12 protein-coding genes are annotated in these 12,878 nt (G+C 67.0%); 8 read left to right on the top strand and 4 right to left on the bottom strand.

Annotated features, from left to right (window positions below; genetic code table 11):
- Nucleotides 1-8: 8 nt before the first annotated feature.
- The 3 genes from H7J93_RS17420 to H7J93_RS17410 are packed head-to-tail and all read right to left on the bottom strand — an operon-like array spanning nt 9 to nt 3,738.
- Nucleotides 9-1,844, bottom strand: coding sequence for a dipeptide ABC transporter ATP-binding protein (locus H7J93_RS17420; protein ID WP_267307544.1), 1,836 nt, complete (start codon nt 1,842-1,844; stop codon nt 9-11).
- Entirely contained in the window at nt 1,841-2,764 is a 924-nt protein-coding gene (locus H7J93_RS17415; RefSeq protein ID WP_267307543.1) for an ABC transporter permease, read from the bottom strand. The genes H7J93_RS17420 and H7J93_RS17415 overlap by 4 nt, the downstream gene beginning before the upstream one ends.
- Nucleotides 2,764-3,738, bottom strand: coding sequence for an ABC transporter permease (locus H7J93_RS17410; RefSeq protein WP_267307542.1), 975 nt, complete (start codon nt 3,736-3,738; stop codon nt 2,764-2,766). Before H7J93_RS17410 ends, H7J93_RS17415 begins: the two co-directional genes overlap by 1 nt.
- A 261-nt stretch (nt 3,739-3,999) precedes the next feature.
- On the opposite strand from H7J93_RS17410, the gene H7J93_RS17405 reads away from it, so the two are divergent.
- The 3 genes from H7J93_RS17405 to H7J93_RS17395 all read left to right on the top strand — a co-directional run bounded on the left by H7J93_RS17405 (nt 4,000) and on the right by H7J93_RS17395 (nt 4,799).
- On the top strand, nt 4,000-4,185 hold the full coding sequence (locus tag H7J93_RS17405; RefSeq protein WP_267307541.1) for a hypothetical protein: 186 nt from the start codon (nt 4,000-4,002) through the stop codon (nt 4,183-4,185).
- A gap of 120 nt (nt 4,186-4,305) precedes the next feature.
- Nucleotides 4,306-4,572 (top strand): hypothetical protein, encoded by a 267-nt coding sequence (locus H7J93_RS17400; protein ID WP_267307540.1) that lies wholly within the window; start codon nt 4,306-4,308, stop codon nt 4,570-4,572.
- A gap of 2 nt (nt 4,573-4,574) precedes the next feature.
- Entirely contained in the window at nt 4,575-4,799 is a 225-nt protein-coding gene (locus H7J93_RS17395; protein WP_267307539.1) for a hypothetical protein, read from the top strand.
- Nucleotides 4,800-4,804: 5 nt separating this feature from the next.
- Here H7J93_RS17395 and H7J93_RS17390 read toward each other — a convergent pair whose 3' ends face one another.
- Nucleotides 4,805-5,311: a hypothetical protein gene (locus H7J93_RS17390; protein WP_267307538.1), complete on the bottom strand. Its 507-nt coding sequence runs from the start codon at nt 5,309-5,311 to the stop codon at nt 4,805-4,807.
- 174 nt (nt 5,312-5,485) lie between these two features.
- Between H7J93_RS17390 and H7J93_RS17385 the strand changes: the two genes are divergently transcribed.
- From H7J93_RS17385 to H7J93_RS17365, 5 genes are read left to right on the top strand one after another with little or no spacing between them, the layout of a single operon-like run.
- Complete coding sequence (locus tag H7J93_RS17385) at nt 5,486-6,190, top strand: response regulator transcription factor (protein ID WP_267307836.1); 705 nt, start codon at nt 5,486-5,488, stop codon at nt 6,188-6,190.
- On the top strand, nt 6,168-7,751 hold the full coding sequence (locus tag H7J93_RS17380) for a sensor histidine kinase (protein WP_267307537.1): 1,584 nt from the start codon (nt 6,168-6,170) through the stop codon (nt 7,749-7,751). The genes H7J93_RS17385 and H7J93_RS17380 overlap by 23 nt, the downstream gene beginning before the upstream one ends.
- A 23-nt stretch (nt 7,752-7,774) precedes the next feature.
- Complete coding sequence (locus tag H7J93_RS17375) at nt 7,775-9,634, top strand: glycosyltransferase family 39 protein (RefSeq protein WP_372507918.1); 1,860 nt, start codon at nt 7,775-7,777, stop codon at nt 9,632-9,634.
- A gap of 56 nt (nt 9,635-9,690) precedes the next feature.
- On the top strand, nt 9,691-10,950 hold the full coding sequence (locus H7J93_RS17370; protein WP_372507917.1) for a bifunctional glycosyltransferase family 2/GtrA family protein: 1,260 nt from the start codon (nt 9,691-9,693) through the stop codon (nt 10,948-10,950).
- Nucleotides 10,951-10,978: 28 nt separating this feature from the next.
- Nucleotides 10,979-12,874 carry an ArnT family glycosyltransferase gene (locus tag H7J93_RS17365; RefSeq protein ID WP_267307536.1) on the top strand — a complete coding sequence of 632 codons (1,896 nt, stop codon included), beginning with the start codon at nt 10,979-10,981 and terminating at the stop codon, nt 12,872-12,874.
- The last annotated feature ends 4 nt before the right edge of the window (nt 12,875-12,878 follow it).

The raw sequence follows: 12,878 nt of genomic DNA, 5'->3' as shown, positions 1-12,878 counted from the left end.
CACAGACTCTAGCTGCGTTTGACCTCCGGTTGCGGAACCGCAGCAAGCAGTCGGCGGGTGTAGTCGTGTTGCGGGCGGTTGAACACCTGGTCACCGTCGCCTTGCTCGACGATCGAACCCTTGTACATCACCGCCACCCGGTGGGCGAGATGTTTGACGACCGACAGGTCGTGGGAGACGAACAGGTAGGACAGGTCGAACCGCTGCTGCAGGTCGAGCAGGAGGTTGATGATGCCCGCCTGGATCGACACGTCGAGCGCGGACACAGGCTCGTCGAGCGCGAGGATCTTGGGCTGGGTGGCCAACGCTCGGGCGATGCCGATGCGCTGCTTCTGGCCGCCGGAGAACTCCGCCGGGTAGCGGGTGGCATCCTCCCGTCGCAGTCCGACGATGCCGAGCAGTTCGGCCACTCTGTCGTCGATTTGACTCTTGTCGAAACCGTTGGCGCTCAACGGCTCTGAGAGAACATCGAACACCGGGAGACGGGGGTCCAGCGACGCGACCGGATCCTGAAAAACGACCTGCAGGTCGCCGCGCAGCTCGCGGCGGGCGTGCCGATCCAGCGTCGCAACATCGTGGCCGAGCACCTCGATCGAACCCGATTGCGGCGCGGTCAGCCCCAGCACCTGGTGCAACGTGGTCGTCTTGCCCGAGCCGGATTCACCGACGATGCCCAGCGTGCGGCCCTGCCGCAGCTCGAAGCTGACACCGTCGACCGCACGTACCTCGCCGACGTGCCTGCGGAACACCACACCCTTGGTCAGCTGGAACGTCTTGACGAGGTCTTGGACACGCAGCACGACGGACGAGTCCGAGATCTCTGTGCGGGCGGGAGGTTCGGTGGACACGCCGTAGATCTGCGCGGCGCTGCGGCCGGCGACCTGGTCGGTCCTAATGCATGCGGCGGTGTGGTCCGGGCCCATCTCGAGCAGGTCCGGTTCCGCGGCGCGGCAGTCGTCGATGGCGAGCGGGCAGCGCGGGGCGAACGGGCAGCCCGGTGGCAGCGCTGCCATCGACGGCGGGGCGCCTGGGATGGGCACCAGTCGCGAGCCCTGCGGGGTGTCGAGCCGGGGTACCGAGCCGAGAAGCCCGGCGGTGTAGGGCATCCGGCGGTCGCGGTACAGCTCTTCGACGGTGGCGATCTCGACGGGGCGTCCGGCGTACATCACCAGCGCGCGGTCGGCGAACTCGGCGACCACCCCGAGATCGTGGGTGATGATCAGCACGCCGGCACCCGTGACGTCGCGCGCGGTCTTCAGGACGTCGAGGACCTGCGCCTGCACGGTGACGTCCAGCGCGGTGGTCGGCTCGTCGCAGATCAGCAGATCGGGGTCATTGGCGATGGCCATCGCGATGACCACCCGCTGCCGCTCGCCGCCGGACAGCTCGTGCGGAAACGACCGCGCCCGGCGCTCCGGCTGGGCGATCCCGACGAGTTCGAGCAGTTCGACGGCCCGGGCCTTGGCCGCCCGTCGGGTGACGTCGCGCTGATGGACCTCGATCGCCTCGGCGATCTGATCGCCGACGGTGTAGACGGGGGTGAGCGCCGACATCGGATCCTGGAAGACGGTGCCGATCTTCTTGCCGCGGATCTCCGACATCCGTCGATCCGACAACCCGATGAGCTCGTCGCCGTGCAGTTTGATGGAGCCGGCCACCGTCGCGTACTCGGGTAGTAGGCCGACGACGGCCATCGCGCTGGCCGACTTGCCGGCACCCGATTCGCCGACCAGGGCGACGACCTCGCGCGGGTTGACGTCAAAGTTCATGCCGCGCACCGCATTCACCGGATCGGCGTCGGTCGGAAAGGCGACGGTGAGGTCACGTACCTCCAGCAGGCTCACTTCCGCCGCCTCCGCAACTGCCTGGCGCTGGGATCGAGCGCGTCGCGCAACCCGTCGCCGACGAGGTTGGCGCACAGGATGATCAACACGAGAACGCCTGCGGGGAAAAGGAACAGCCACGGGAAGGTGGTCGCTGACTTGGTACCGTCGGCGATCAGGGTGCCTAGCGATACATCCGGCGGCTGGATGCCGAAGCCCAGGTAGCTCAGGCCGGTCTCGGCGAGGACGGCGACGCCGACGTTGAGCGCGGTGTCGATGATGATGATCGACGCGACGTTAGGGATGATGTGCCGCAGGATGATCCGCGTGTTGCTGACACCCATATACCGTGCGGCGGCGACGAATTCGCGATCGCGCAGGCTCATCGTCATACCCCGTACGATCCGGGAGCTGATCATCCAGCTGAACGCGGCCAGCAGCACGATCAACCAGAAGATGTCACCTTTGGTGCGCTGCACGACAATCGAGATGAGCAGGAAGCTCGGCACCACCAGCATCAGATCGACCAGCCACATCAGGGTGCGGTCGCGCCAACTGCCGAAGTAGCCGGCGATCGCGCCCACGGTTGCCGCAATGATCGTCGAGATGAACGCCACGCAGACACCGATCAGCATGGATTTCTGCATACCGCGCAGGGTTTGGGCCAGCAGATCCTGCCCGAGTGCGTTGGTGCCGAACCAGTGGTCGACGTTCGGCGGCTGCTGCAGCGCGAAGTAGTCGAGGTCGCTGTAGCTGTACGGCAGTAGCGGCGGCAGGGCGTAGCAGGCGACGAACATCAGCGCCAGCAATATCAGGGACGCCACCGCGGGCTTGTTGCGCACGAACCGCCGCAGCACCAGGGTGCGTCGCGATGCGAAGCCTGCGACGTCGACGCCTGACTGCGCGACCGTCGACGTTTCTTGGGTTACCGGTTCGCTCATCAGACTCGGACTCTCGGGTCGAGCGCCGCGTACACCACATCGGAGAGCAGACCCGCGAGCAGGATCATTACGGCCGACAGCATGGTGATCGCCGCGACGATGTTGATGTCCTGGGTGAGGATGCCGGTCACCACCCATTCGCCGACACCGTGCCAGCCGAAGATCTTCTCGGTGAACACCGCGCCGGTGACCAGGCCTGCGACGCTGTAGGCGAACAGCGTCGCCATCGGAATCAACGCCGTGCGCAGACCGTGCTTGAACAGTGCGCGCCGTCTGGTCAGCCCCTTGGCGCGGGCGGTGCGGATGAAGTCCTGACCGAGCACGTCCAGCATCGCGTTGCGTTGATAGCGGCTGTACACCGCGATCGCTCCCAACGCCAACGTGAAGGTCGGCAACACCAGATGCTGCAGCCGGTCGACGAACTGGTTCCAGGCACCCCCGATCGCGTCCGGTGACGTCTCACCGGTGTATTCGAAGAGCTGGACGCCAAGCACGTTGTTGACGCCGAGCGCCGACAGAATCAGGAGGTTGGCCATCACGAACGTCGGCGTGCTGATGACCAACAGTGAGAGCACGGTGATGACACGGTCACTGAGGCGGTACTGCCTGACCGCGCCCCAGGCGCCCGCGACCACGCCGATGATGGTTCCGACCACCGAGCCGATGATGAGCAGTCGCAGGCTGACCCCGACTCGCCGCCACAGCTCCTCCGAAACCGGCTGCCCGCCGACGGTGGTGCCGAAATCGCCGCGGATCGCCCCGGCCGCCCAGTGCGCATAAGCCTGCAGCGGAGGCTTGTCCAGACCGAGTTCGACGCGTTTGGCGTCGATGACGGCCTGCGGGGGACGCGGATTGCGGCTTTCCAGGCTGTCCAGCGGATCGAACTGGTACCAGGCGAGCAGGAACACGAACAACGACGCCAGTGCCAGCAGCACCAAGTAGTTGAGCAGCCGGCGCGCGAGGAAGCGCGTCATCCGGTAGGTCCACACGTGGGCTGCATGCGCACAGGTTATGAGATGCGGGCGGCTGACCTCTGGACAACTCACAGGTGGCGTGCGGCGCGTTTCCAGATTCGGCGCGTTCAGTGGTGTTGAGCTGCATTTCAACGATGACTGCGCCGCTGCAGAAACACTCGCGCGAGAAGGGAACGTGAGATGGGTAGTCAGCACAGGAACAAAGCCCGGGGCGAGCTCAGGATGTGTCTGGCCACGATCGGTGCCAGCGCGGTGGTCGCAATGGCAGCGATCGGTCTGATGGTGGCCCAGGAGCACGACGGCGCCGCGGTGGCGAAATCGTCGTCGATGACCGTCGGCTCGACGAGCACGCAGACCACGCCGCCGAATGCGCCCACTGTCGGCATCGCCAAACCCCTGATGAAGGGGCCCGCACCCCTGCCTTCTGAGGAAGAGGCCGCCAAGTAGTCGTTTCACCTCTTTCCACTTCGGTTACCCACCGGTGTAGGGGTCAGTGTTGACCCCGTCAGGCACTGTTGATGAGTCGCGTTCTGACGTGGCTCGCGAAGACCGAATGGAGAGGTCAAGGTGGAATCGAAGCAGTTGAAGCTGGGCGCGGCCACTTTGGGCACCAGCGCTCTGCTGGCGATGGGCATCTTCGGCATATCGGCGACCGGCGTGAGCGCGGCTCAGGACGAGCCCGAACCGCCGCCGCCTGGTCCGGTCACCACCTCGGAGATCACGACCGGCGAAACGATCACCGAAACCGTGGCGCCCGAGGCCCCCGAAACCTCGGCCGCGACGCCGCCGATCACTACGCCACCCGAGACCGTTGCGACAGGGGCGAAGGAGTGATGATGAACCGAATCAAGATCGCGTCCGCCGGGGTTGGCACGGCTGCAGTCTTGGCGATGGGTGTTCTAGGCGTGGCGTTGACCACCAACGATGAGGGCACTGCCACCGTCGGCGAAGGGCCCGAGATCACGCTCGGCGAAACCACTACCTCGGAGACGGGCCAGACCGAGATCGAGACTCCGAGCGCCTCACCCGAGGTGACGGCCGAGCCGGCTCCGACACCGTAGGTGTCTCAGTTGTGGGGGGTAGGTCCCGGTGGTCCGGCAGGGCCGCCGGGACCGATTCTGTCGTCGACGGTGTTGACGATCACCCGCTGACCGTCGCGGGTGGCCTGGATCGACACCTCGTCGTTGACCGCGATGGGGTGAGTTGTGCGGGTCGACGGCTGCAGGTCATACGTCTGGGCGAAGGAGTCCGCGCTGCGCACCGTGACGCTGCTCGGCGACATCGCCGTCACCGTCCCGGTCTGCGTGAGCAGGGTGGAGTAACCGCCCTTGCCGTCTTCGACGACCAGCTCCCCATGCAGGGCGGGCAGCGCGGACATCATCTGCGCAGACGCGAAACCGCCTGGTGGCGGTCCATGTCCGAAGGATTGCTGGGCGTGCGAGCCGGTGGCGGCGTAGATGGCGGCACCGCCCAGCGCTGCGATGACCGCCGCCACGCCGACGGCCGTGACGCTTTCCCGTACGCCCCAGCGTTGAGCCGGCTGTGGGGTGCCCCAGATCTGATCGGTCGTCATGCGTCCACGCTGCACGAGCATCATGTGTGTCGGCTGTGTACCTGATATGTGTCGGCACCTTCACAGCTGGCGCATAGGGAACGCACAGGGATCGCTTACAGCCTTGTCGATAATGGATGTGTGGTGAGTTCCAACGGTGCGACGGTCAACGACTCGGAGCCTGCACGTGTCGTGATGCGAAGGGCCGACGGCAACCCCATCCATGTGCTGGTGGTCGACGACGAACCGGTGTTGGCCGAGTTGGTGTCGATGGCCCTGCGGTACGAGGGCTGGGACATCGCGACGGCCGGCGACGGGGCCACCGCCATCGCCCTGGCCCGCCAGAATCCGCCCGACGTGGTGGTGCTCGACGTGATGCTGCCGGACATGAGCGGGCTGGACGTCCTGCACCGACTGCGCGAACAGATCCCGGGCCTGCCACTGCTGCTGCTGACCGCCAAGGATTCGGTCGAGGACCGGATCGCCGGTCTGACCGCGGGCGGCGATGACTACGTGACGAAGCCGTTCAGCATCGAAGAGGTGGTGCTGCGCCTGCGCGCCCTGTTGCGCCGCACCGGGGTCGCCAGCGAGTCGGGCGGTGCCAAGCTCGTCGTCGGTGACCTGGTGCTCGACGAAGACAGTCACGAGGTGACGCGGGCGGGCGAGTTGATCACCTTGACCGCGACCGAGTTCGAGCTGCTGCGGTTCATGATGCGCAACGCCAAACGGGTGCTGAGCAAGGCGCAGATCCTCGATCGGGTGTGGAGTTACGACTTCGGCGGCCGGTCCAACATCGTCGAGTTGTACGTGTCGTATCTGCGGAAGAAGATCGACAACGGGCGCGAACCGATGATCCACACTCTGCGCGGTGCCGGCTATGTCCTCAAGCCAGCGCGCTGAGGGCAAGCTGACCCGCCTGCGTTCGCCGCGCACGTGGTCGCTTCGGACCCGGTTGCTCGCCTCGCAGATACTTCTGCTCGCCCTGGTGTGCGCGGGGATCGGTGTCGGCACAATGTTTGCGCTGCAACACTTTCTGACCAACCAGCTCGATGACCGCCTCGCCGAGACGGCCAAGCGTTCCGCGGGCATATTCGAATTCGGCCTGCCGCCCCCGCCGCCACCGGGCGTCGGTTTCCCGCCCCGCTTTCCGCGACGGATGATCATTCGCGACGACATGGGGCCCGGGCCGGCGTTCCTCAACGCGCCCGGCCAGGCCGCCCGCACGGTCGGCGCGGTGATATCGCACGGCACCCCGGTCGACGCCGGTGTCATCAACGCCGACGGCAGTCAAAGCGAGATCAGTTCCGCCGCAGCACAACAACTGGCTCACGTGGAACCACAGGAAGCGCCGACGACCGTGCAGCTCGACGGGCTCGGCCGCTACCGTGTGATCGCCATGCGCGCGCACGGCCCCGGCGAGACCATCGTCACCGGCCTGCCTACCTCCGAGGTCGACGACACCCTGCTCACCGTCGCGATCATCTTCAGCGTGGTGGGGGCGGTGGCCCTCATCGGCGGGACGGTCGTGGGAATCGTGATCATTCGCCGCCAACTCGCCCCGCTGTCAACCGTTTCCGCCGCGGCACGACAGGTGGCCGACCTGGAACTCGACCGGGGCGAGGTTCGGTTGCCGACGCCGATCGTGGAGGTCGACCCGGCGGCCGCCCACACCGAGATTGGGCAGCTGGGCTCAGCATTGAACCGGATGCTTGATCGCATCGCCGGTGCACTGTCCGCACGCCACGCCAGCGAGACCCGGGTGCGTCAGTTCGTCGCCGACGCCAGTCACGAACTACGCACTCCGCTCGCCGCGATCCGCGGTTATACCGAGCTGGCGCAACGCAAACGCGGCGACGTACCCGACGACGTCGCACACGCGATGAGTCGGGTCGAGTCCGAGACCGCCAGGATGACGCAACTCGTCGAGGACATGCTGCTGCTCGCCCGTCTGGACACTGGGCGACCGTTGGAGCAAGAGCCAGTGGACCTTTCGCGGTTGGTCGTCGACGCCGTCAGTGACGCCCACATCGCCGGGCCCGACCACAACTGGTCACTCGACGTGCCCGACGAGCCCGTCGCCGTCACCGGCGACGAGGCCCGGCTACATCAGGTGCTGGCCAACCTGCTGGCCAACGCGCGCACGCACACCCCGGCGGGAACGTCGGTCACCACCTCGTTGTCTCGTGCCGCCGGCGGAGGTGCCGTGTTGACGGTGGCCGACGACGGCCCCGGCATCCCGGAGTGGTTGCAGCCCGAGATCTTCGAGCGATTCGCGCGCGGCGACACGTCGCGCTCGCGGCGCGGGGGCAGCACCGGGTTGGGACTCGCGATCGTCGCGGCCGTCGTCAAGGCCCACCGCGGCGCCATCGATGTGCACAGTGAGCCCGGTGCGACGGTGTTCACCGTGACATTGCCCGGTGATTCACAGGTAACGCCCAGCGCGGGCCAATCGGGGGCATAGCCCGGACAGACAGCATTGTCGCAGTGACCACGACCCTCGCCATTCCTCGCGAGCAGACAGAAAATGCACTGACACGCCGGGCGACGCGGGACATTTCTGTCTGGTCGCGACTCGGACTTGGCGTGCTGCTGACGGCGACGGCGGTGCTGTACGTGTGGAACCTCTCGGCGAGCGGCTGGGCCAACGCCTTCTACGCAGCGGCGGCGCAGGCGGGCGCGAGTGACTGGACGGCGATGCTGTTCGGCTCCAGCGATCCCGCCAATGCGATCACGGTCGACAAGACGCCCGCGGCGCTGTGGGTCATCGACGTATCGGTGCGGCTGTTCGGGCTGAACCCCTGGAGTGTGCTCGTGCCCCAGGCGCTCGAAGGTGTCGCAGCCGTCGGCATTCTCTACGCGGCCGTCCGCCGTGTCGCCGACCCGGGCGCCGGACTGTTGGCCGGCGCGGTGCTGGCCGTCACCCCGGTCGCGGCGTTGATCTTCCGGTTCAACAACCCCGATGCGCTGCTGGTGCTTCTGCTGGTTGCTGCCGCGTACTGCGTACAGCGCGCGTGTGAAAAGGACGCCGGCCGTTGGTGGTTGGTCGTTGCAGGTGCTGCGGTCGGATTCGGCTTCCTCGCGAAAATGCTTCAAGCGTTCCTGGTTCTGCCCGGATTCGCGGTCGCTTACCTCGTCGCGGGACACCGCCCGCTGAAACGGCGGATCGGCGACCTGCTCCTGGCGGCTGCAGCGGTCGCCGTATCGGGAGGGTGGTACCTCGCTCTTGTTGAGCTCTGGCCGGCGTCGTCACGACCGTACATCGGCGGGTCGCAGCACAACAGCATCATCGAATTGACCTTGGGCTACAACGGCTTAGGCCGGTTGACCGGTGATGAGACCGGCGGTCTTGGCAATCTCAACCATGATGTCGGATGGGGCCGGCTGTTCGGCGCGGGGATGGGGTTGGACATCGCATGGCTGCTGCCGGCGGCGGCGATCTGTCTCGTTGCCGGCCTGCTCATCACGCGCCGTGCACCCCGCACCGACCCGGCGAGAGCCGCCCTGATTCTCTGGGGCGGCTGGCTTGCCGTCACCGCGATGGTGTTCAGCTTCGCCAACGGCATCGTGCATTCGTACTACACGGTCGCGCTGGCGCCCGCCGCCGGCGCGTGTGTCGGCATCGGCGCAACACTGTTGTGGCGGAACAGATCTGACATCCGTGCTGCGACCGCGCTGTCCGGCACAGTGCTGGTGACAGCTGTCCTCGCGGCGGTGTTGCTGTCCCGTCACGCGGAGTGGATGCCGTGGCTGCGGGCGGTGGTCGCGGTCGGGGGAGTGGCAGCGGCGGCACTGTTGCTGGTCGCCGGCCGGTTGACGCCGACGGTGGCGCGGGCTGTTGCCGGACTTGCGATCGTGTCGTGCTTGGCTGCGCCTGCGGCATACTCGATCGTGACGGCGGCGACGCCGCACGGCGGCGCGATACCGAACGTCGGCCCATCGCGCCACGGGTTCGGCGGCGGGCCCGTCGGTCTGCTGGATGCACCGAAACCCGGGGTAGCGCTGACGGCGACACTGGTCCGCGACGCCGACGACTACACCTGGGCCGCGGCGGTCGTCGGTTCCAACAACGCCGCGGGCTATCAGCTGGCCAGCGGTGCGCCGGTGATGGCGGTCGGAGGTTTCAACGGCACCGATCCCGCACCGTCGCTCGAGGAGTTTCAACACCTCGTCGCGACGCGGCAGATCCACTACTTCATCGGCGGTCGGATGATGTCGTGGGGATCGCCGCACGGCGGAAGCCGGGCGGCGGTCGACATCGCGGAGTGGGTCGAGACGCACTTCACGCCGCTCGACGTCGAGCGCACGGTCATCTACGACCTCAGCCGGCCGCCGATGAACTCATAGCTGGCACACAGCTTGGCCCAATGGCCAACACAACCGGCCGATCGACGATGGGTTCCATGACCGATCTCGCCCTCGAACGTGGCATGTCTGCTCGGACCCGTTTCGAATCCCGACCCAATGCCACCGAGATAGCGCGCGAGGCCGGCGTTCCGGTACTCGACGTCGTGGTGCCGGTATACAACGAGCAAGCCGCCCTCGCCGATTCGGTGCACCGCCTGCACCGCCATCTGCGGGAGCACTTTCCGTTCTCAGCGCGCATCACCATCGCCGACAACGCCAGCACCGACGACACGACACAGATCGCCACTGAACTGGCCGCCGAGCTGAGCGGTATCCGCGTACTGCGACTGCCCGAAAAGGGACGCGGTCGGGCCCTGCACGCCGCGTGGTCGACGTCCGACGCGCCCGTGCTGGTCTACATGGACGTCGATCTGTCCACCGATCTGGCCGCACTCGCGCCGTTGGTGGCCCCGCTGGTGTCGGGACACTCCGACCTCGCGATCGGTACCCGGCTGGGACGGGGCTCACGGGTGGTGCGAGGCGCCAAACGCGAGGTCATCTCCCGCTGCTACAACCTGATCCTCAAATCCACCCTCGCGGCGAGGTTTTCGGATGCGCAGTGTGGGTTCAAGGCGATTCGGGCCGACGTCGCCCAGCGCCTGCTGCCCCATGTCGCCGACACCGGATGGTTCTTCGACACCGAACTGCTGGTGCTCGCGGAACGCAGCGGTCTGCGCATCCACGAGATCCCGGTGGACTGGGTGGACGATCCGGACAGCCGGGTGGACATCGTCGCGACCGCGGCGGCTGATCTCAGGGGTATCGGCCGGCTGCTGCGCAGCTTCGCCAACGGCTCGATTCCGGTGAACACCATTGCCGCACAGCTGGGTTCATCACAGCGGTCGGCCGCCCCGGGATCGCTGTTCCGTCAGGTGGTGCGATTCGGCACGATCGGCGTGGTGTCGTCGGCGGCCTACGCCGTGCTCTTCGTGCTGCTGCAGGGCTCGCTCGGCGCGCAGGCGGCGAACCTGATCGCACTGCTGCTGACCGCGATCGGCAACACCGCGGCCAACCGACGATTCACCTTCGGAATCGGCGGCACCGCCAACGTGACCAGGCACCACGTCGAGGGTCTCATCGTGTTCGCGATCGCACTGGCGATCACCAGCGGATCCTTGGCCGTCCTGCACATTTTCGTCACCGACCCGCATCACCTGGTCGAGCTCGCTGTGCTGGTGGCGGCGAACCTCGTGGCCACGGCAGCGCGGTTCGTCCTCCTGCGTGGCTGGGTCTTCCATCCCCGCCGGACTCGCTGATTCTCCTGAAACGCAAAGGAATCCATTGATGACCATCGCCGCCGACGTGCATCAGCACACCGCGCCCGCATCGAACGACCTCGGGGATGTTCAACCACGTTGGGTGCGTCCCGCGCTGTTCGCTCTGCTGGCGGCAACCGCGGTGCTCTACCTGTGGGGGCTCGGCTCCTCCGGCTGGGCCAACGACTACTACGCCGCCGCCGCGCAGGCAGGCACCCAGGACTGGAAGGCGTGGCTCTTCGGGTCGCTGGACGCCGGCAACGCGATCACCGTCGACAAGCCGCCCGCATCCCTGTGGTTGATGGCGTTGTCGGGGCGGATCTTCGGGTTCAGCGCGTTCTCGATGCTGCTGCCGCAGGCGTTGATGGGTGTGGGCGCGGTCGGGGTGCTGTATGCGACCGTCCGCCGCAGCAGCGGACCTGCGGCGGGACTGATCGCGGGCGCGGCACTGGCGCTGACTCCCGTTTCCGCGTTGATGTTCCGGTTCAACAACCCCGATGCCCTGCTGGTGCTGCTGCTAGTCGTGGCGGCCTACTGCATGGTGCGGGCCATCGAGACGGCCGGTACCCGCTGGATGGTGCTGACCGGCTGCCTCATCGGCTTCGCGTTCCTCACCAAGTTGTTGCAGGCCTTCCTGGTGGTTCCCGGCCTCGCACTGGCGTTCCTCGTCGCAGCGCCGGTGGGGATCTGGAAGCGCATCGGCAAGCTGGCGATCGGCGGTCTGGCCATGGTCGTCTCCGCCGGCTGGTATCTCGTTCTGGTCGATCTGTGGCCTGCTGACTCACGGCCCTATATCGGCGGGTCATCAGACAACAGCCTGCTGCAATTGACGTTGGGCTACAACGGAATCGAACGTGTCATCGGCAGCGGTGGCGAAGGCCGTCCGCCCGGTGGGCCGCCGCCGGGAGGGGGATCCGGCGTTCCGAACGGAGCGCACCACTTCTTCGGAGGGGATCCGGGCATCAGCCGGTTGTTCGGCGAGTCGATGGGCGCCCAGGCCTCATGGCTGCTGCCCGCGGCACTGATCGGCCTGCTGGCCGGACTCTGGTTCACGCGTGGCACCGTCCGCACCGCGGGATTGCGCGCGTCACTCCTGCTGTGGGGCGGCTGGCTGGTGGTCAGCGGCGCGGTGTTCAGCTTCATGGACGGCATCATTCACCCCTATTACACCGTCGCGCTGGCGCCGGCGATCACCGCACTGGTCGGCATCTCGGCGCGAGAACTGTGGCGCGGCAGGGAGTTCCTGGTGCCACGCGTACTGCTGGCGGCGATGTCCGCGGGCACCGGCGTGTGGACGTTCATCCTGCTCGACCGAACGCCGGACTGGTGGCCGGCGCTGCGCTGGGTGGCGCTGATCGGATCGATCCTCGTGGCGGCGATCCTCGCCGTCGGGGCCCACCGGGTGGGCCGTTACACGCCGGTGTTGATTGCGGCCGCAATGCTTTTCGGACTGCTAGGACCCACCGGATACTCCATCGCGACGGTGACCAGCTCGCACAGCGCTGGGCCGATGGCGATGGCAGGCCCGAGCCGCGTCGCCCCGATGGTTCCCCCGCGTGGCGACGGTCCGGGTGGGCTCGCCGATAACGCGACCTTGCAGCATCTTGTCGAAGGGGCGGACAACCGTTGGGCCGCGGCCACAATCGGCTCGATGGGCGCGAGCAGTCTGGAACTGAAAACCGGCGCGTCGATCATGGCGATCGGCGGGTTCACCGGTGTCGACAACTCGCCGACGCTCGAGCAATTCCAGTCCTACGTCGCCAACCACGAGGTGCGGTACTTCATCTCCGGCGGCCACGGCGGTCCCCCCTGGCGGGAGTCGGGTGCCGCCAACGACATCGCGACCTGGGTGAAAGACAACTTCAGACCCATCGACGTGGCGGGCACGACGGTGTACGACCTCGACGCTCCAATAAGCAGCTGATCGG

The sequence above is a fragment of the Mycobacterium barrassiae genome (assembly GCF_025822765.1).
In the GTDB taxonomy this organism is placed as follows: Bacteria; Actinomycetota; Actinomycetes; order Mycobacteriales; family Mycobacteriaceae; genus Mycobacterium; species Mycobacterium barrassiae.
Note: the sequence above shows the minus strand (reverse complement) of the source record. Positions and strands in the feature narration are given on the sequence as shown.